General features: G+C 40.8%; 15 protein-coding genes. 7 read left to right on the top strand and 8 right to left on the bottom strand.

The window, feature by feature from the left end; genetic code table 11:
• Position 1: 1 nt before the first annotated feature.
• From HB679_RS03450 to HB679_RS03435, 4 genes are all read right to left on the bottom strand, one after another.
• Positions 2-613: a hypothetical protein gene (locus tag HB679_RS03450; protein WP_214070534.1), complete on the bottom strand. Its 612-nt coding sequence runs from the start codon at positions 611-613 to the stop codon at positions 2-4.
• Between the two features lie 101 nt (positions 614-714).
• The gene (gene bioA, locus HB679_RS03445) at positions 715-1,980 is read right to left on the bottom strand and encodes an adenosylmethionine--8-amino-7-oxononanoate transaminase (protein WP_214070533.1); all 1,266 of its coding nucleotides are present in this window, start codon (positions 1,978-1,980) and stop codon (positions 715-717) included.
• Positions 1,977-2,417 carry an NUDIX hydrolase gene (locus HB679_RS03440; protein WP_214070532.1) on the bottom strand — a complete coding sequence of 147 codons (441 nt, stop codon included), beginning with the start codon at positions 2,415-2,417 and terminating at the stop codon, positions 1,977-1,979. Before HB679_RS03440 ends, bioA begins: the two co-directional genes overlap by 4 nt.
• A complete protein-coding gene (locus tag HB679_RS03435; protein ID WP_214071245.1) occupies positions 2,417-3,388 on the bottom strand; it encodes a cation diffusion facilitator family transporter in 972 nt (323 codons plus the stop codon). The genes HB679_RS03440 and HB679_RS03435 overlap by 1 nt, the downstream gene beginning before the upstream one ends.
• 148 nt (positions 3,389-3,536) lie before the next feature.
• Here HB679_RS03435 and HB679_RS03430 point away from each other — a divergent pair, with 148 nt between their 5' ends.
• The gene (locus HB679_RS03430; RefSeq protein ID WP_214070531.1) at positions 3,537-4,730 is read left to right on the top strand and encodes a pyridoxal phosphate-dependent aminotransferase; all 1,194 of its coding nucleotides are present in this window, start codon (positions 3,537-3,539) and stop codon (positions 4,728-4,730) included.
• A gap of 82 nt (positions 4,731-4,812) precedes the next feature.
• Here HB679_RS03430 and HB679_RS03425 read toward each other — a convergent pair whose 3' ends face one another.
• The 4 genes from HB679_RS03425 to HB679_RS03410 all read right to left on the bottom strand — a co-directional run bounded on the left by HB679_RS03425 (position 4,813) and on the right by HB679_RS03410 (position 11,562).
• The gene (locus HB679_RS03425) at positions 4,813-5,373 is read right to left on the bottom strand and encodes a hypothetical protein (protein WP_214070530.1); all 561 of its coding nucleotides are present in this window, start codon (positions 5,371-5,373) and stop codon (positions 4,813-4,815) included.
• A 420-nt stretch (positions 5,374-5,793) separates the two neighbouring features.
• On the bottom strand, positions 5,794-8,958 hold the full coding sequence (locus tag HB679_RS03420) for a multidrug efflux RND transporter permease subunit (RefSeq protein WP_214070529.1): 3,165 nt from the start codon (positions 8,956-8,958) through the stop codon (positions 5,794-5,796).
• A 27-nt stretch (positions 8,959-8,985) separates the two neighbouring features.
• On the bottom strand, positions 8,986-10,176 hold the full coding sequence (locus HB679_RS03415) for an efflux RND transporter periplasmic adaptor subunit (RefSeq protein WP_214070528.1): 1,191 nt from the start codon (positions 10,174-10,176) through the stop codon (positions 8,986-8,988).
• 42 nt (positions 10,177-10,218) lie between these two features.
• Positions 10,219-11,562, bottom strand: coding sequence for a TolC family protein (locus HB679_RS03410; RefSeq protein WP_214070527.1), 1,344 nt, complete (start codon positions 11,560-11,562; stop codon positions 10,219-10,221).
• Between the two features lie 360 nt (positions 11,563-11,922).
• Here HB679_RS03410 and HB679_RS03405 point away from each other — a divergent pair, with 360 nt between their 5' ends.
• From HB679_RS03405 to HB679_RS03380, 6 genes are all read left to right on the top strand, one after another.
• Positions 11,923-13,131, top strand: coding sequence for a pyridoxal phosphate-dependent aminotransferase family protein (locus tag HB679_RS03405; RefSeq protein WP_214070526.1), 1,209 nt, complete (start codon positions 11,923-11,925; stop codon positions 13,129-13,131).
• A gap of 81 nt (positions 13,132-13,212) precedes the next feature.
• Entirely contained in the window at positions 13,213-14,331 is a 1,119-nt protein-coding gene (locus HB679_RS03400) for a hypothetical protein (RefSeq protein WP_214070525.1), read from the top strand.
• Positions 14,328-15,314: an NAD(P)-dependent oxidoreductase gene (locus HB679_RS03395; protein ID WP_214070524.1), complete on the top strand. Its 987-nt coding sequence runs from the start codon at positions 14,328-14,330 to the stop codon at positions 15,312-15,314. The genes HB679_RS03400 and HB679_RS03395 overlap by 4 nt, the downstream gene beginning before the upstream one ends.
• A gap of 36 nt (positions 15,315-15,350) precedes the next feature.
• Positions 15,351-16,673, top strand: coding sequence for an inositol-3-phosphate synthase (locus tag HB679_RS03390; RefSeq protein ID WP_214070523.1), 1,323 nt, complete (start codon positions 15,351-15,353; stop codon positions 16,671-16,673).
• A gap of 1 nt (position 16,674) precedes the next feature.
• Entirely contained in the window at positions 16,675-17,142 is a 468-nt protein-coding gene (locus HB679_RS03385; RefSeq protein ID WP_214070522.1) for a phosphatidylglycerophosphatase A, read from the top strand.
• Positions 17,143-17,346: 204 nt separating this feature from the next.
• Complete coding sequence (locus HB679_RS03380) at positions 17,347-19,905, top strand: DUF5686 and carboxypeptidase-like regulatory domain-containing protein (RefSeq protein WP_214070521.1); 2,559 nt, start codon at positions 17,347-17,349, stop codon at positions 19,903-19,905.
• The last annotated feature ends 8 nt before the right edge of the window (positions 19,906-19,913 follow it).

The raw sequence follows: 19,913 nt of genomic DNA, 5'->3' as shown, positions 1-19,913 counted from the left end.
CTTAGTTTACTTCTTTGCCCAAGGCAATTACCCAGTCGTTAAACAATCTGGTTTCTATATTAATCGCTATATCCGCATGGCTTTGCCACTCCGGAGAAAAGCTCTTTAGTTGATTGATCATCTCTTCTAAATGGCCTTCTTCTTCTAAAATGATGGACTTAACGTTGATCTTACTCTTAGCAGCGTCCAATGCATCCTGATAAATTGGATACAGTTCATCGGCACGTACTTCAATTGCATAGGTAACCAGTAAGTATGCGGCAAAACGTAAATCTCTACCTAATAAATTTAATTCTTTTTTTAAGTAACGACTCACCTCAACATCCAGCATATTTAAGTAATACTTGCTGTAGTTTGAAGCTACCAGGTATTCGTCGGCATAAGTAGGGCAAAAGTTTTTACCTGTCTTTTCAATTTGCTTTTTCAGATAAAAAGCATGACGATGCTCTTCGGCAGCGTGTTTCAGAATGATATAGGTAACCGTAGTTGGGTCCTCACTGGCCGAGATCTTACGTGCACCAGTATTTTCCATTAGCGACAAAGTATTTAGCCAGCGTGCGTGTAATTGATTATCAGCAATTATGGTAGGTAGTATAGTGTTTAAAGTCGTCATAATATCATGTTTAAGCCCCCTCTAAATTTCCCCCGGTTGGGGAAACTTTTTTTGCTTGCCTTTTAAGTCCTCCCTACCGGGGAGGGTTTAAGAGGGGCCGGCTATATTTCTTCGAGCGCCTGCTCAATTTTGCTGTAAATGTAATTCAAGTCGGTGTCGGTTATGCAATATGGAGGTAAAATATAGAGAACGTTACCCAATGGGCGTAAAATTATACCGGCATCTAAAAAGTACTCATACAACCTGTCGCGCAGCGAACTAAAATAAGACGTATTATCGCCGGTCTCCCATTCCATAGCTATAATAGTTCCGGTTTGGCGTACATTTTTTATTTTAGGATGATGTTTAATACGCTCGGCAAATTGAGCATGTGCGTTTTTTATACGGTCGATATTTTCGGCTGTCGCCGGATCTAAAAACAAATCCATGCTCGCTAAAGCGGCAGAGCATGCTACCGGATTCGCCGTAAAAGAATGACCGTGAAACAAAGTCTTTAATTTATCGTCAGACAAGAACACATCGAAGATCTGTTGTGTACAAGTGGTCAATCCCAAAGCCATAGTGCCGCCGGTTAAGCCTTTAGAGAAACACATGATATCCGGCTGCTCGGTGATGTGATTGGCAGCAAACGGCTTCCCTGTGCGTCCAAAACCGGTGAATACTTCGTCATCTATAGTCAGTACATGTTCTTTTCGGCAATGGGCTACCAATTCGTTTAGATACTGCGCCTCGTACATGATCATACCGCTCGAACCCTGCACCAATGGCTCAAAAATAAAACATGCCAATTCAGATTTGAGATCTGAGATTCGAGATTTAAGATCTTCTATATTATCCTTTGTTGGGATGTCAATAAACTCTACATCAAACAACAATGTATCAAAAGCTGCGGTGAAGGCGCTCCTGCCGCTTACCGCCATCGCGCCAAAGGTGTCCCCATGATAAGCGTTTTTAAACGCCAGCATCCTGGTACGGCTTTGCCCCTGGTTATTCCAAAACTGCAGGCACATTTTAATGGCGACTTCGACGGCTGTCGAGCCATTATCAGAGTAAAATACCTTTTGTTGATTATCAGGCAATATAGCCAGTAAACGTTCGGCCAGTTCAACAGCTGCCGGATGTGTAAAGCCGGCAAATATTACGTGCTCCAGTTGCGATAACTGTTCTGCCACTTTTTTAGCGATGTAGGGGTGCGCATGCCCATGTATATTAACCCACCAGGATGATACTGCATCAATATATTTTTTTCCATTCTCATCAAAAAGTAGCGCGCCCTCTCCCCTTACAATGGGTATAGGCGGCTTGGCCGTTTTCATTTGAGTATACGGGTGCCATATAACTTTAAGATCGCGTTCAACTAAATTCATAAGCTTTGTATTAATAGGTTGGCCACATGCTGGTCAGTAGGAAACATAAAATCGCTTTCTTTTAATTCACTCAACTTTATCCAACGGAAAGATTGCAACGGCTCTATATCTCCATCAAAATCAAAAGGACTGGTTTTGATAACCAGGTTCACCGGCTCGATGTTTTTGACCACATAGTAAATACTAATGATCTGCGAATCGTTAAAAGCCGATTTAACAAAAAAATCAGTAGTATAAAAATGATTGATGATCTCGACGTTTAAATTACACTCTTCAACAAACTCTCGCTTCAATCCTTCGGTCATTCCCTCACCATATTCTAAACCTCCGCCGGGGAATTTGGTAAACTGCATACCGTATTCCTGCTCGTCGCTGATCAGAATTTCATGAGCATCGTTTATCAGCAGGCCATACACGCGTACGTTAAATAGATACATTACTCAAAGTGTTTTTTATTGCGGATAACCCGGTCCATTGTCCATTCAATATCCTCAGTTTTAGGCTCTGCACGAACAGGGCAATCGGGCATATTACAATAGTGGCAACATTCGGGCAAACATGGGTCGGCATGGATAAATAGCTCGGTGCGCATTTCATTAGCGTTGAGCATTTTATCCACGAGAGAAACTTCTTCGTGAACTTTATTCAAATCGAAATAATACGGCAGCGTCAGGTGACAATCGATATGCAGCTCATTACCATACTTTTGCGCCCTTAAATTGTGCACATCAATCCAGGCGTCGCGACGGTTATCACCTAAGTATTTAACTACATTTGCCACCACGTCAAAATCAGCTTCGTCCATTAAACCGGCTACAGATTTCCTGACCAGTTTATAGCCTGTAAAAACAATATAAGCACCTACGAGGATAGATAGTATACTATCCAGCAAAGCTATCTTAGTAAAATAGATCAACAACAAGCCAACCACCAGGCCGGCGCTGGTAACCATATCGGTAATCAAGTGATGGCCGTCAGCCTCTATGGTTATTGAAGGGATGGATTTCCCCTTACGCATCATATAAAATCCTAATGCGCCATTGATCACGCCGGTAGCGCCGATAATAACTGCACCGATTACCAGGTCATGTATTACGTTGGGATGAAAGATACCATAGGTTGATTTAACAATGATGCCTGCTCCTGCTATCAGGATCAATGCACCCTCGATAAAAACAGAGAAATACTCTACCTTACCATGGCCGTACGGATGATTTATATCCCTGGGCTGAGAAGCCAGATAAATACTAAAAAATGCAAAAGAGCTGGCTACAACATTCACCACACTTTCGGCAGCATCCGTCAATACAAAGTTGGAGTTGGTTATAAAGTAGGCGGTAAACTTTGCCAGCATTAGAATAATGCCGGTAACAAGCGACAGCAGGATTATTTTCTTTTGTTCTTGCAAAGCAGATGAATCAAGCGCCAAATTTAGGCTAATTATATAATAATGCCGAAGCTTAAAAAAAGAATTAAATAATCTGCTATCGCTTAAAGGTTTAATCTTCGGCTTCGGCCTTATTTTTTATATTTGCCGCAATAAATAAAAAACAACTATGAGTGCATTAAGTAACAGGATCAACAACCTGTCAGAATCAGCTACTATTAAAATGGCCAAAATGGGCCGTGAACTTGCCGCTAAAGGTGTAGATGTAATCAACCTTAGCTTTGGCGAACCGGATTTTAATACACCTAAGCATGTGAAGGAAGCAGCCAAGAAGGCAATGGACGATAATTATACCTATTATTCTCCGGTACCGGGCTACCCTGAACTGCGTAAAGCTGTTGCTGCCAAGCTTAAGAACGAGAATGGTTTGGATTATGATTTTAGCCAGATCGTAGTTTCAACCGGTGCTAAACAATCTATTGCTAACGTGTTGTTTTGTTTGGTTAACCCTAGAGACGAGGTGATCATCCCTACGCCATATTGGGTATCTTATTCAGAAGTTGTGAAATTGGTTGAAGGTGTATCGGTGTTTATTGATACTACTGTTGAGCAGAATTTTAAAATCACTCCAGAACAACTGGAAGCTGCCATTACGCCTAAAACTAAATTGTTCATGTTTTCATCGCCTTGTAATCCTACAGGCAGTGTTTACAGCAAAGACGAGTTAGCAGGCCTGGCTAAAGTATTTGAAAAATACCCGGAGATCTATATCATGTCTGACGAGATCTATGAGCATATCAACTTTGTTGACAAGCACGAGTCTATCGCTCAGTTCGACAGCATTAAAGATCGTGTGATCATTATCAATGGCTGGTCTAAAGGTTTTGCTATGACCGGCTGGCGTTTGGGCTACTCGGCTTCAAATAAAGAGGTTGCAGCCGCTATCGACAAACTACAGGGCCAGATTACTTCTGGTACTTCATCTATTACCCAGCGTGCTGGTTTGGCCGCTTACGAAGGTGGCTTAGAAACTGTTATTGAAATGCGCGAAGCTTTCAGAAAACGTCGCGATATCGTTTATAAATTATTGACAGAGGTTGACGGTGTTAAGGTAAACCTGCCTGATGGCGCGTTTTACTTCTTCCCGGATGTTACTTCATTCTTTGGTAAAAGCTACAATGGCAAAACCATTAATGATGCAGACGAACTGAGCATCTATCTTTTAGAAGAAGCACACGTATCAACCGTAGGTGGCGATTCATTTGGTGATAGAAAATCAATCCGTATGTCATACGCTGCATCAGAAGAAAAACTGGTTGAAGCGATGTCAAGAATCAAAGCTGCCCTGGCTAAATTGAGCTAAACGTTAAATTAAATAACAAAAAAGCCCCGACGCGTAATGCATCGGGGCTTTAATTTTTTAAGGTTTTGTTGTTCTTTGTTAGTTACAATCCAAAGCCATAAGCTAAACGCAGACCTACTAAGCCATAATTGGTGCTTTGACCTGAATAGTTTTCATAACGTACACCAACATCCCAATGTTTGCTCGCATAACCTACCGCTGGTGATAATATCAATTTGGTGTCTTTATTAGCAAACTTTTCATCTATACCTTGTGGTAAGAAAGTTTTAGTTTCAATACCTGCACCTGCTTCGGCACCAAAATAAAGATTATCGGTAAAGAAAGCCTTAATGCCTAATTTAATAGGCACCATACCTAACGACTGATATTTGGTATCAGTAGTAGGATCGTTTTTTCCGAAGAAATTATAATAACCTGATGTAAGGGTAATTGCGAGGTTTTTGTCTAAACCATATTGTAACCTAGCGGTACCACCCAATTCTACGTTAGAAAAGTTGTGTGCATATCCTGTAACAGCACCACCTTCAACACCTACGCCAAAACGAAATTTATCAGGGGTAATTGTTTGTGCATGCACATTTGTTCCGATGAATAGCGCAACACCCGTTAAAGCTGCTGCTGCTAATTTTGTTAAATTTTTCATTGTTGTGTTTCTCTTTAATTAATGATAGATATAAATATTAATACTGGCACTTAAACAAATACTCTGCCATTGTGCCAATTCTGCGGCTTTTTAACATTTACATGATTACATCCGGGATAGCCATTTATAGCTAATATTAACAAATGTTAGTAGCTTAACTACTGAAAATGAGTAAGAAAGAAGGTCCTGTAGAAATTTAGGTCCATTGTTAAGTTATCGTTAACTATCGATGTTAAATACTGTTAAAATTGCCCGATTTTGTAGGCAATTTGTATGGAGCAACGCGTTTTTAACTCTTTTTGAAGGTATTACAGTGTATGAATATCTATACAAAAACCTGATGCCGGTAATATAAAAAGGCCTTTAAACAAAAACGCCCTTAACATTTCTGCTAAGGGCGTTTCTAATTATTAAATTTTATTAATGAAGTTCGTCAGGATCTTCCTTGTAGTTTTTTTCCAGTTCTGCTAACTTCTCTTTGCCATAAGCAAATTTGGTTATCAGGTAAAACAAAACAGGCACTATAAATATAGCCAGCGATGTAGCGGCAAGCATACCGCCGAATACTGTCCAGCCAATAGTTTTACGAGCCTCGGCACCCGCACCCGCAGCAAACAACAATGGCGCAACGCCTAATATGAATGCCATCGAAGTCATAATAATAGGTCTTAAACGAAGCCTTACTGCCTCCAACGTAGCTTTCTCCAATTCCATACCCTTATCCACACGTTCCTTAGCAAACTCCACAATCAGGATGGCGTTCTTGGCCGCGAGACCAATGAGCGTTATTAAACCTATCTGCGCATAAATATTGTCAACCAACGATTTATTAAGCGTCAGGAACAATATCGCCCCAAATGCGCCTAATGGTACAGCCAACAATACCGAGAACGGTACAGACCAACTCTCGTATAGTGCCGCCAGGAACAAGAATACGAAACCTATAGATAATGCAAAGATGTATATGGTTTTAGAACCAGACAGCTTCTCTTCGCGGCTCAAGCCAGAAAACTCATAACCATAACCCTGCGGTAAGGTTTGGGCAGCTACTTCTTCCAAAGCATTTAAAGCGTCGCCGCTACTATAGCCGTCTTTAGGGTTACCGTCAATCTCGGCAGAACGGAATAAGTTATAATGCGATATCAACGGCGCGTTCTCAATCATTTTGTACGATGTTAAGGTACTTAATGGAACCATCGCCCCTGCTGAGTTCTTTACGAAGTATTGCCCCAGGTTATACATATTGGTACGATAGTTTGTATCGGCTTGTGCTAATACGTGGAAGTTACGCCCATATATAGTAAAATCATTAATAAATGCGCTACCCATATAGGTTTGTAAAGCGTTGTTTACGTCAGACAATTGAACACCTAAACGTTTTGTTTTTTCACGATCAATAGTTAACTGATAAGCAGGCGTACGAGCGGTAAAAAAAGAGAACGCTTTACCAATTTCGGGGCGCTTATTAACCGCCGCAATAAAATTGCGCATTACGTTTTCAAAATTCTTGATATCGCCTCCGGCTTGTTTTTCTTCCAGGATGAAAGAGAAACCGGCAGTACTACCCAAACCAGGGATAGCAGGTGGCGGGATTACAACCACGCTGGCCTCTTTAAACTTAGCCAGCTTGGCTTGTAGTTTAGGTACCAATTGCAGCGATGTTATACTACGTTTATCCCAATCTTTTAACTGAACAAATATGGTGGCGCTGTTCGATTTCGTCGCGAAACTTACCACGTTCAAGCCACCCAAGGCTGCATAGTGAGCTATCTCTGGTACTTTATCTAAAGTATCCATCATTTCGTGCAATACTTTTACGGTACGTTCTGTTGAGGATGCTTCAGGTAAATCGTAAGTGATATAGATCCGGCCCTCATCCTCGGTAGGGATGAATCCCGTAGGCTTACCTTTAAAGAGTAATATCGTACCTATCACAATACAAACTAATATAATAATGACAAACTTGGAGTTCTTGATCCCCTTATCAACACCATTACGATATTTACCGGTAACTCTTTCAAACCAGCCGTTAAACGCAGCGAAGAATTTATCTAACCAATTCTTCTTCTTTTTAGGATCATTCGGCTTTAACAATATGGTACATAATGCCGGTGTTAATGACAATGCCACAAACGCCGAAATTAATACCGATATAGCAATGGTTATAGCGAATTGCTGATATAATCGGCCTACAATGCCTGGTATAAAACCAACCGGCACAAATACCGCCGCTAAAATCAATGCTATAGCAATTACCGGGGCTGATATATCGCGCATGGCATGCAAAGTTGCATCGGTTGGCGACATGTTCTTCTCTTCCATGTAATGCTGCACCGCCTCAACCACCACAATGGCATCATCCACTACAATACCAATGGCCAGCACGAAACCAAATAAGGTAAGCGTATTAATAGTAAAGTGCAAGGGGATGAAGAAAATAAATGTACCTATAATTGATACCGGGATAGCCAATACCGGGATCAAAGTAGTACGCCAGCTCTGTAAGAATAAAAACACTACTACAATTACCAGGAATAGGGCGATAACCAACGTCTGAACCACCTCATGTACTGACACCTTAACCACAGTTACAGACTCAAACGGAACTACATAATCAACGTCAGCAGGGAATGCCTGTTTAAGTTGTTTCATGGTCTCGTACACATTATCTGCAGTTTCTATAGCGTTTGCGCTTGGCGCCTGGTATATCAACAGGTAAGAAGCTCTCTTACCGTCAACAAAAGAGTTACCGGCGTAGTTAAATTTACCTAACTCAACACGGGCAACATCTTTCAAGTGCACTACAGCACCTGTGCCTGGTTGGGTACGTACAATAACGTTCCCAAATTCTTCGGGCGTTACTAAACGCCCCTTTACAATTACAGAGTACTCAAAAGTCTGACCGGTTTCTTGCGGGGTTGCACCTACAGTACCCGCTGCAACTTGCGCGTTCTGCTCATTTAAAGCAGCCGTAATATCAGCAGCGGTCATACCAAAGGAAGCTAGTTTATCTGGTTTCAACCAGATCCGCATGCTAAAGTCATCCGCACGCGATACCACGTCGCCTACACCTTTTGTACGTAGCAATGCATCTTTTAAGAATATGTTGGCATAGTTGTCCAAATAAGTAACCGCGTGGCTACCCTTAGGCGAATACAATGCAACCAACATCAATATACTCGGGTTTCTCTTTCTAACGGTCAGACCCAAACGTTGCACTTCTTGCGGTAATGTCGGCGTAGCAATACCTACCCGGTTTTGCACATCAAGCGCTGCAATATTAATATCGGTACCTACTTCAAAGTTGGCTGTCATACTCAAAGCACCGTTGTTAGTGCTATTACTTTGCAGGTATGTCATGCCAGGTGTACCGTTAACCTGTGTTTCAATAGGTGTGGCAACAGTTTGCTCAACCGTTAGCGCGTCGGCACCCGTATAGGTACCGGTTATAGTTACCGTAGGCGGCGTAATTTCCGGATACTGCCCTATTGGTAAGCTGGTCATAGCTAAAATCCCGACTATAACAATTACCAGGGATATAACGATGGCCGTAACGGGTCTTTTTATAAAGGTTTCTGCAATCATTTAAAATATATTTAAGTACCCGATAAATTAGTTTTTAGCTGGTTTGCCACCGCCTGCGCCAGTTGCACCCGCTGCCGGAGCCGGAACGCCGGTAGTAACCATACCGCTGTCGCGTAAACGTTGGAAACCATCGGTAATCACCTTGTCTCCGGCTTTAATGCCCGACATAATTACCACACTGCTACCTAAACGCGGACCTAAAGCTACTTTATGCTGTAAGGCTATAGTATCTTTTTTCTCACCGCTATCTTTCGCTTTCATAGTTGTATCCTTCGTTATAAACACAAAGAACTCGCCCATTTGCTCGGTAACTGCTTTATAAGGTATAATAACCCTATCGCCAGATTGATTATTAAGCACTTTCAATACGGTGCTCATGCCATCTTTTAATAAAGAGTGCTCATTTTCAAATTGTACCCTTACTTTGATAGATCCGGTTTGGTTGTTAACCCCACGGTCTATTGCTAAAATTTTACCCGGTTTATCATAGGTGGTAACACCATCAGGCAATACCAGTTTAAAAGTTGTATCTGTACTTTTTCTTTGCAGCTCGTAAAAACGATTGATGTCTTGCTCATTGATCACCACATCGACACCTATCGGATTTTCGCTTGATACCGTATTTAATAAAGTGGTACCTGCACCAACTTGCGACCCTAATCTTACTTGTGATATACCTATACGGCCAGTAACCGGTGCCGTGATAGTAGCATAAGAAAGATCTGTTCTGGCAGATGCTAAAGCCGCTTTGGCTACGGCAACCTGCCCTTTACTAGTTTCATAAGTTGCGGTAGACTGGTCAACTGTTTGACGTGCAACCGCGTCGGCTTTTAACAGCATATCATAACGGTCAACGTCTTTTTTTGCTTTATCTAAATTGGCATTGGCATTAGCCAGATTGGCTTGGGCCTGCACTACTGCATCCTGAAACTTGCGTTTATCAATTTCATAAAGCGGCTGCCCCTTCTGTACAACATCTCCTTCCTTAAAAAAGATGCCGGTAATAAAGCCAGATACCTGTGCGCGCAGTTCTACATTATTTAATGACACAACGCTGCCCTGATATTGATCATAATAAACAGCATCGGCTACCTTTGCTTCTGCAAGATATACAGACGTTGCCGGTGGTGGCCCGTCTTGCTTTGCTTTATCGCTTTTACATGATGCCCATGCTAACATTGCAACGGGGGCTAACCAAAATATGTAACTTTTTTTCATTAGTATGGTGGTGTATTGTTGTGTATTCTTTATTATTAAATTTTATTGCTGTTGCAACTGATCGACTGTTAGCGTTCCTAACGATTTCTTTAAGTCGATTTTGCTTGACAATAATTGAAACAATGAGTTGTAATAATTCAATTCGGCTGTACGTAAATCAGATTGTGCCACAATAACATCAAGGTAGGTTTTTATCCCTTCGCGATATTGAAGGCTAACTACTTTGTAAACATCATTAGCCAGGCTAACGTTTTGCTTTACAATCTCCCAGGCTGTGTAATTGCTCTTGTAATTGGCCAATGCCTGCATATATTCTGTATTGATGGTGTTTTCACTGTTTACAATATCCAGGTCTCCGCGCTCAACCTGCAGTCTTGCTTTCGCCAGGTTTTGTAGACGTTTTGTTCCCTGGAAAATAGGTATTGATAATGATAACCCTGCATAACCGGTTGGATATGCGTTATCATATAAACCACCAAAATGAGTATTCAAATAAGCCAGGCTATAACTGCCGACAGCCGCAAGTGATGGTAGAAATCCCCAACGGTAATAGCTTACGTTAAGATTGTCGAGATTTTTACGGGTTAGTAGTTGTTGATATTCAATACGATTATTGAAGTTAACCGTTTGATTGGTATCTATGTAAGCCTCTTTCTCATAAGTAGTTGAATCGTATGCCAAAGTAAAATTGCTTTGTGGATTCACACCCATGATCTGTTTCAGGTAGGCTAGTTTAGCTTTGATAGCCTCAGAGGTTTGCTTACGGGCCGTAATTTCATTATTTAAAGCGATTGTAGCTTGTTTATAGTCGATCTTGTCGGCAACACCTGCCTGATATCTTGAATAGGCATCTTTCAAACTCCTCTGCAGGCGCACTATATCTTCATTAATAATATTGAGCTGTTTTTCTGATAAAAGCACATCAAAGAAGGCCTTACTAACATCGGACAAAACATTGATTTGCGTGCTGATAGTATTTTGTTGAAAAGACAAACGCGAGTAGTTGGCTGTTTTTGAAGCCAGCAGTACATCATTATTATATATAACCTGACTGGCAGTAACACCTAAGCTCGAAAATTCGTCAATTGGTGATACAACACCCGGCGTGGTTGCTGTTACCGGGCTCCCCTTGAAATAGTGATCGTAAGCTCCAGAGCCGTTAACCTGGGGCAACCAGCCAGATAAACCAATACGGATATCGCGCTCATTGATTTGTTGGTCTATGGCAGCTTGTCGTACAGCGGGCTGATTGCGTAACGCAAACAGAACACTTTGTTTTAAAGTGATGACACTGGGTACAGAATCAACCGGAGCTTGAGCAAAAACGGCGACAGAATTTAAAATAACGATAAAATTAATTATCAACAACAGTTGTAGTTTTTTCATACTGTAGAAATGATCGGCAGATCGATAAACAAAAAATAAGGCTCTCGGTTTTACAAAGCCTAAGTAAGCATAAATTATTGGGGAATGCGAATATGGGGTTATAATTATATAATTATTATGCCGCCACAACAATTTTACTTAACTTCTACATTTCAAAGATGATCAGGCACGTTTTGAGAGATATTAAAAAAAAATGAAAATTATAGACCTGAAATAAACAAAAAATTTAATTAATTTGCCGATTGAGAAGAGCAACGCGCCTTAACAAAAGGGCGATTGTTAAAAAAAATTACATACGAAATATAGGTTATAAACTTATTCATGGTATTTTTACAAAAAATTTAAGCAGGCTTAATATACATGGTTAAAAAACTACACGAGAAAATTGCTCAGTTTCAAGATGCGGCAATGATCAGAGAGAAGGGATTGTATCCTTATTTCAGACCTATCGAGTCTGCGCAGGATACAGAGGTGATAATAGACGGCAAGCGCGTGTTAATGTTCGGATCTAACTCTTATCTGGGATTAACAAACCACCCTAAGATCAAAGAAGCATCTAAAAAAGCAATTGACAAATATGGTACCGGCTGTGCAGGATCAAGATTTTTAAATGGTACGCTTGATATACACATTGAGCTAGAAGATCGTTTAGCCGCTTATGTTGGCAAAGAAGCCGCTGTGCTGTTTAGCACAGGGTTTCAGGTTAACTTGGGCGTATTATCATGTGTTTCAGGACGTAACGATTATTTAATATTAGACGAATATGATCACGCTTCATTAATTGATGGCAGTCGCCTTTCGTTTTCGAAAGTTATTAAATATGCACACAATGATATGGCCGATCTGGAGCGTAAGTTAAGCTTACTGCCGGAAGAAGCAGTGAAAGTTATTGTGGTTGATGGCATTTTCAGCATGGAAGGCGATATTGTTAAATTACCTGAAATTGTTGAATTAGCTGACAAATACGGCGCTAATATAATGGTTGATGATGCGCATAGTTTAGGTGTTATCGGCCATAAAGGTGCTGGTACGGCTTCACACTTTGGCCTTACTGATGACGTTGACCTGATTATGGGTACCTTTAGTAAATCGTTAGCGTCATTAGGTGGTTTTATCGCTGCCGATGCCGATACTATTGATTACATGAAACACCGCGCACGTTCATTAATGTTTAGCGCAAGTATGACTCCCGGTTCTGTAGCAAGCGTTATTGCAGCTCTTGATATCATTGAATCTGAACCAGAGCGCATCCAAAAGCTTTGGGACAATACCAATTACGCTATGAAACTTTTACTGGACGAAGGTTTTGACCTTGGCCCTACTGAAAGCCCTATCTTACCTATTTATGTAAGAGATAACGATAAAACCTTCCTGGTAACTAAGCACCTGCAATCATCGGGTGTATTTGTTAACCCGGTTGTGTCGCCAGCTGTACCTTCAGACTCTTCATTGTTGCGTTTCTCCTTAATGGCCACGCACACTTTCGAGCAAATAGACGAAGCTATCGAAAAGATCACCAAAGCATTTAAAGATGTGGGTGTGGTGCTTGGCGTTAAAGAAAGAATATAATTATCCACAATATAGGATGCGGCCATTTAACAGATGGCCGCATTTTTTTATACCAATAATCACAAACCATTGGTTTTCTGCATGAAAAGAATAGTAACGGTAAACTCAAAAAACGAGCTTACAGCATTTATTGATTTCCCGCACGATCTTTACCAGGACGACCCAAATTACGTTCCTGAATTATTTATAGCACAACGCGATCTGTTAACCAAGCATCCATTTCATAAACACAACAAGCTGCAATGTTTTCTGGCTTACGATGGCGACAAGATAGTTGGCCGTATTGCTGCGATATTGAACAATGCACACAACGAATACAATAAAGTAAACGATGGTTTCTTTGGATTTTTTGATTGCATCAATGATCAGGAAACCGCCAATTTGCTTTTCAAAACAGCAACCGACTGGTTGAAAAAACAAGAAGTAACCGGCAAATTCCTGGGCCCTGTAAACTTTTCGACTAACGAGCCATGTGGTTTACTGGTCGAAGGCTTTGACAGCCCGCCGGTACTCATGCAAACCTACAACGCCGAATATTACGGCAAATTAATAGAAGGTTTTGGCTTTGCTAAAGATGTTGATTTGATTGCCTGGCATTGGGATGGTAATAACTACGACGATAAATCGGTTAGATTGCTTAATGCTTTGCAGGAGCGTTTAAAACGCAATAACATCGTTATTCGCAAAGTCGATTTAAAAAACTTCAAAGAAGAAACTGTCAAATTGCGCGAGGTTTACAATTCGGCCTGGGATCAGAATACCGGTTTTGTTCCCTTAACCGACGAAGAATTTGACTGGCTTGCCAAAGATCTTAAATTGATACTTGACCCCGAGTTTGCGCTGGTTGCAGAGCAAGATGGTAAAATCGTTGCCTTTGGCCTGGCACTCCTTAATTACAACGAGATCTTTAAGACCATAAAAAAAGGCCGCTTATTCCCTACGGGGATCTTTAAACTGCTGTTCGGCAAAAAGAAGATTCAAAGTCTGCGCATATACGCCTTAGGTGTGGTTGATGGTTACCGTAAGATGGGTATTGAAGCAGTATTGTACGGTACCATCATCAAAAATTATACTGAAAGAGGATTAAAATGGGCCGAAGCCGGATGGACGTTAGAGAATAATACATTGATCAATGAAGCCATTATAGCTATAAAAGGCGATCCATACAAAAAATACCGCTTGTACCAAAAAGCAATATGAAGGAACGGGTTTTAATAACCGGCGCAAGTGGATTTGTTGGCTACCACCTGATCATTGAAGCGCTGCAAAACAACCTCGAGGTATTCGCAGCAGTCAGAAAAAATAGTAAGATCGAGCATCTTAAAGATCTGAACGTTCAATATATCTACCTCGATTATGCTAATATTGAATCGCTTAAAGCTGAATTTTTAGATAAGCAATTTAATTACATCATCCACGCAGCCGGCCTTACCAGGGCTATCTCGGAAGAGGAATACAATAAAGTAAATGCCGACTACACTGCTAACCTTGCCCAAGCGGCTTTAGCATTAGGCACTGTTTTGAAAAAGTTCGTATTGATCAGCAGTCTTGCAGCCATTGGCCCACTAAAAACCTGGGGCGGTGTCATTACCGAGGATAGCCCCCCCAACCCTATTACCGCTTACGGACGCAGCAAATTGCTTGCAGAAAAAAAATTGGAAGCCGTTAAAGATTTAAATTATACGATATTAAGACCCACGGCTGTTTACGGCCCTCGCGATACGGGGATTTTCATCTTCTTTAAACAGGTAAGTAATCGGTTGGAGCCTTACATCGGCAGAATTAACCAAAAGCTGAGCTTTATTTATGTAACGGATTTGGCAAAAGCAGCACTGCTGGCTCTAAACGCCGGTGATATGAAAACCTACAACTTAGCCGACGGTAATTTTTATGACCGGCACGAATTAGGCACTTTAACCAAGACTATTTTAAACGTAAAGACGTTGAAGTTTCATCTTTGGGTAAATTTTGTAAAATTAATCGCGGGCATTTCAGAAAAAGTAAGTTCTTTGAGGAACACTGCCCCTATTTTAAATCTGGAGAAACTGAACGAGCTAATGGCTGTTAACTGGTCATGTAGTATCGAACTGGCTAAACAAGACCTCGGATTTAACCCGCTTTACCCCCTAGATAAAGGTTTACAAGAAACCTTAAAATGGTACAAGGATAATAATTGGATATAACAAAGTACACAAATATCAATCTATATTACATTACAAATGAAAAGCAACATCAAACCTGCCGAGGGTAAACTTGGTATTTTGCTTCCGGGATTAGGCGCAGTAGCCACTACATTAATAGCCGGAGTTGAAGCAGTAAAAAAAGGAATTTCACAGCCAATTGGTTCACTTACCCAAATGGGTACAATCCGCCTAGGCAAACGTACAGAAAACCGTCGCCCTAAAGTTAAAGACTTTGTGCCATTGGCCAGTTTAAACGATATTGTTTGGGGTGGTTGGGACGTATATACAGATAACGTATATGAGTCTGCAATGAACGCTAAGGTGTTAGACGCCGGTTTATTGTACGCTGTTAAAGAAGAATTAGAACAAATAAAGCCAATGAAGGCTGCATTTGATCAAAACTACGCTAAAAACCTAACTGCTACCCACGTAAAAACCGGTACCCGTTATGAGCTGGCTCAACAGGTAATGGAAGATATCCAAAGCTTTAAAGAGCAAAACGGTCTTGACCGTGTGGTTTTGGTATGGTGCGGTTCAACCGAAATCTATTACGAAGCATCAGACGTACACAGCACTTTAGATAAATTTGAAGCTGGTTTAAAAGCCGACGACAAATTGATTGCGCCAAGTATGATCTACGCTTACGCAGCTTTAAAACTGGGTATACCTTTTGCTAACGGTGCGCCAAACTTAACGGTTGACATCCCTGCATTGATCGACCTGGCTAAAATCACTGAAACCCCTATTGCAGGTAAAGATTTTAAAACCGGTCAAACTTTAATGAAAACCATCCTGGCACCAGGCTTGGCTGCCAGATCATTGGGTGTTAATGGTTGGTTCTCTACCAATATCTTAGGTAACCGCGATGGTTTAGTACTAGATGATCCGGATAACTTTAAAACTAAAGAAGTTTCAAAACTGGGCGTTTTGGAAGACATTTTCAAACCGGAAGACAATCCCGAATTATATGGCGACATTTTCCACAAGATCCGTATCAACTACTACCCGCCACATGGTGATAACAAAGAGAGCTGGGACAACATCGACATTTTTGGCTGGTTAGGTTACAAAATGCAAATCAAGATCAACTTTTTGTGCCGCGATTCAATTCTGGCTGCACCTATCGCTTTAGACTTGGCTTTATTTAGTGATTTTGCTAAACGTGCCGGCATGAGTGGTGTTCAGGAATGGTTGTCATTCTACTTAAAATCGCCACAAACTGCACCGGGCTTACCTGCAGAGAACGATATATTTAAACAACTGATCAAACTAGAGAATACGTTACGCTATTTAATGGGCGAAGATCTGATTACCCACCTGGGATTAGATTACTACGAAGAACTGGTTGACGCAAAATAACATGTTGTTTCATAAACTGGCCGCTACTGTTTTTGGCATCGGTTACTTAGGTAAAGGTGTGGGCACGGTAGCGGCCTTTTTTGCTTGCGTTTGCTGGTATTTATTGTTTCACGTTGGCTATCCGCCATTAATTCCTTCGCTATTGCTCACACTGGTTGTGACCGCGTTAGGCATTTGGAGCGGCAATAAAGTTGAACCCATTTGGGGTAAAGATCATGGCCGCGTAGTTATTGATGAAGTTGCGGGCTTATTTGTAAGCGTGCTTTTTGTACCGGCAACTATATTGAATATAGTTATTGGCTTTGTCCTTTTCAGATTTTTTGACATTTTAAAACCGTTGTTCATCCGCAAACTTGAAGCGCTTCCCGGCGGCTGGGGTGTTATGGCCGACGATCTGTTGGCCGGCGTCTATGCCAACCTGGTTTTACATCTAATTATCTGGATTAATTTATTTAATGTCAAAATTTAGTAAAACCTGCTAAATTTTGTCGACTGAATCTCTTATTTGACTTTTTGACCACAGAAGTCTATTGTATTTATTTACCTTTGCTGCCGTTTAAAAACCCACATTTAGGGCTATTTTTTGAAGATTATTTAACAAAAATTTAACCTGTTAAAAAATCTGTGACAATAAAATAACGGCCCGCAAAGTGAGTTTGTATAAAAGATGTACATGGATTCTAAAATTATATTCCGAAGGCTCTCATTTTTAGCTTTCTTGTTATTATATACCTCTTCATTATTTGCCCAAATTACCCGTGTCACCGGTGTGATAACAGATGGTGGGTCAAAAACTCATGAAACAATGCCTTACGTTACAGTGGGGTTTGCCGGTACTACCATAGGAGGGCCAACCAATAGCGAAGGTCGTTTTTCTATTTCTACTGACAAATCGGTTAAACAGATCAAGGCTAGTTTTGTGGGCTACAAAGATGCGTTTATCAACATCACGCCCGGCATGTCGCAAGTGGTTAATATCAAGTTAATACCTGCCGAAACCGAACTTACCGAGGTTGATGTAAAAGCCGGTAAAAAGCCACGCTATCGTAACAAAGGCAACCCGGCTGTGGAATTGATCAGGCAGGTTATTGCGCATCGCGACCTGAACAGACCCGAAGCTTACAATTATGTTGAGTATCGCGAGTATGACAAGATGATGTTCTCGATTGCTAACTTGTCGGCAAAAATCGCTCAGAAAAAATTTTTACAGAAATACAATTTTGTTCTTCAAAATCGCGATAGTACAACTGTACCCGGCAAATCTTTGTTGCCTATTTATTTAGACGAGAAACTATCGCAGTATTATTATCGCAAAAATCCAGAAAAAGAAAGAAGCGTTGTTTTAGGCACGCGTACTGTTGACTATGGCGGCTCCATAGACAAAGAAGGTGTAACAGCACTTTTTAAATATATGTATGCCAAGGTTGATATTTACGAAAATAGTATCAACCTTATGACCAACAACTTTTTAAGCCCAATAGCAAATGGCGGTCCAACATTTTATAAATATTTTATAACAGATACGGTTACGCTTGATAGCGGCCAAAAACTGGTTGAACTGAGTTTTACGCCACGCAACCTGGAAGATATGCTGTTTGAAGGTAAAATCTATATCACACTTGATGGCAATTATGCGGTTCAAAAAGCCAAATTAGGTATCAATAAAAACATCAACTTAAACTTTGTTAAGACGATGAATATAGACCTGGAGTTTGAGCAGAATCCTGATGGGCGCTATCATTTAAGTAAGAGTACCAATTTGGCCGATTTTGGAGTTAACAAAAATAAAAACAGTGGCTTGTTTGGGATCAGAACGTTGGTATATAAAAACTATGCTGTTAATAAGCCGCGGGCAGATACTGCTTATAAAAAAGGTGTGGAAGACGATGCTATATCTAACGAAGTATCGCATCGCCCTGAACAATTCTGGCAACAAAACAGGTTAGATACCCTGACCACTGCAGAGGCAAAAGTTTATAAAAATATCGACAGCTTGTCGCACATGAAATCATTTAAGCGTACGCTGGATATTGCTACTTTGTTACTTGCCGGTTATAAATCATTCGGTTGGTTTGAATTAGGTCCATCAAACTCATTCTATAGTTTCAATCCAATTGAGGGCTTTAAACTTAGGTTAGGGGGACGCACCACGCCCGAGCTAAGTAAACGCTACTATTTTGAAACTTACGCAGCTTATGGCTTTAAGGATGAAAAATGGAAAGGCTTTTTAAGTGCTACTTATTCGCTTAACGACAAGTCGATCTACAAATTCCCGCAAAATTATATCCGGGCCAGCGTTAACCGTGATACTAAAATTCCGGGAGCTAATCTTCAGTTTGTACAAGAAGACAACTTCTTACTGTCTTTTAAACGAGGTGAAAACGATAAGTATCTGTATGACGATCTATACAAATTTGATTACGTACATGAATATGAAAATCATTTTTCATACACGCTGAGTTTAAAGAAATTAACACAGTCGCCTGCAGGGTCTTTGTATTTTGATAATAACCTTGGGCGAATTAACAACCTGACTACCGCCGAAGCGTCGTTAAACTTACGCTATGCCCCTAACGAGCAATTTTACCAGGGTAAAATTTACCGCGTACCTATTCCAAGCAAATACCCGGTAATTAGCTTTGATTATACGCAGGACTTTAAGAATATCGTGGGCGGTAGCTACAACTACCAAACTGTACATGCCCGTGTAGACAGGCGTACTTATTTGTCGCAATTTGGTTATATGGATGGATTTATTGAAGGTGGTCAAACATTTGGCCGGGTACCTTACCCATTACTTACCATTTTTAATGCAAACCAAACCTACGCATACGATCTGTATTCATATAACTTAATGAACTTTTTGGAGTTTGTGAGCGACAAGTATGCAGCCATCAATCTAGATCAGCACTTTATGGGTTTCTTCTTTAATAAAATTCCATTGCTGCAAAAACTAAAATGGCGCGAAGTTGCTTCATTTAAAGCGATATACGGTTCACTGAGCGATAATAACAACCCTAAGTTACATCCTGATCTGTACCAATTTCCGGTAAGAAGTGATGGTTCGCCTATTACCTATGCTTTAGGCAATACCCCTTATGTAGAAGGTAGTGTTGGGGTCGAAAACATATTTAAATTTTTACGCGTAGATTTGGTGAGGCGCTTTACTTACCTGGATAACCCGGGTGTATCAAAGTTTGGCGTACGTGCAAGGGTAAAACTCGATTTTTAACAAAAAGG

Origin of the sequence: Mucilaginibacter sp. dw_454 (assembly GCF_018449775.1) — a bacterium.
In the GTDB taxonomy this organism is placed as follows: domain Bacteria; phylum Bacteroidota; class Bacteroidia; order Sphingobacteriales; family Sphingobacteriaceae; genus Mucilaginibacter.
The sequence above is the reverse complement of the archived record's forward strand: the minus strand, read 5'-3'. Positions and strand labels throughout refer to the sequence as shown.

Bases quoted from the DNA above. Each gene is read 5' to 3' on its own strand.
- HB679_RS03380 (WP_214070521.1), top strand. From the start codon at position 17,347: ATGGATTCTAAAATTATATTCCGAAGGCTCTCATTTTTAGCTTTCTTG.
- HB679_RS03420 (WP_214070529.1), bottom strand. From the start codon at position 8,958: ATGATTGCAGAAACCTTTATAAAAAGACCCGTTACGGCCATCGTTATA.
- HB679_RS03415 (WP_214070528.1), bottom strand. From the start codon at position 10,176: ATGAAAAAAAGTTACATATTTTGGTTAGCCCCCGTTGCAATGTTAGCA.
- HB679_RS03390 (WP_214070523.1), top strand. From the start codon at position 15,351: ATGAAAAGCAACATCAAACCTGCCGAGGGTAAACTTGGTATTTTGCTT.
- HB679_RS03425 (WP_214070530.1), bottom strand. From the start codon at position 5,373: ATGAAAAATTTAACAAAATTAGCAGCAGCAGCTTTAACGGGTGTTGCG.
- HB679_RS03400 (WP_214070525.1), top strand. From the start codon at position 13,213: ATGAAAAGAATAGTAACGGTAAACTCAAAAAACGAGCTTACAGCATTT.
- HB679_RS03410 (WP_214070527.1), bottom strand. From the start codon at position 11,562: ATGAAAAAACTACAACTGTTGTTGATAATTAATTTTATCGTTATTTTA.
- HB679_RS03440 (WP_214070532.1), bottom strand. From the start codon at position 2,417: ATGTATCTATTTAACGTACGCGTGTATGGCCTGCTGATAAACGATGCT.
- HB679_RS03395 (WP_214070524.1), top strand. From the start codon at position 14,328: ATGAAGGAACGGGTTTTAATAACCGGCGCAAGTGGATTTGTTGGCTAC.
- HB679_RS03450 (WP_214070534.1), bottom strand. From the start codon at position 613: ATGACGACTTTAAACACTATACTACCTACCATAATTGCTGATAATCAA.
- HB679_RS03385 (WP_214070522.1), top strand. From the start codon at position 16,675: ATGTTGTTTCATAAACTGGCCGCTACTGTTTTTGGCATCGGTTACTTA.
- HB679_RS03430 (WP_214070531.1), top strand. From the start codon at position 3,537: ATGAGTGCATTAAGTAACAGGATCAACAACCTGTCAGAATCAGCTACT.
- HB679_RS03405 (WP_214070526.1), top strand. From the start codon at position 11,923: ATGGTTAAAAAACTACACGAGAAAATTGCTCAGTTTCAAGATGCGGCA.
- bioA (WP_214070533.1), bottom strand. From the start codon at position 1,980: ATGAATTTAGTTGAACGCGATCTTAAAGTTATATGGCACCCGTATACT.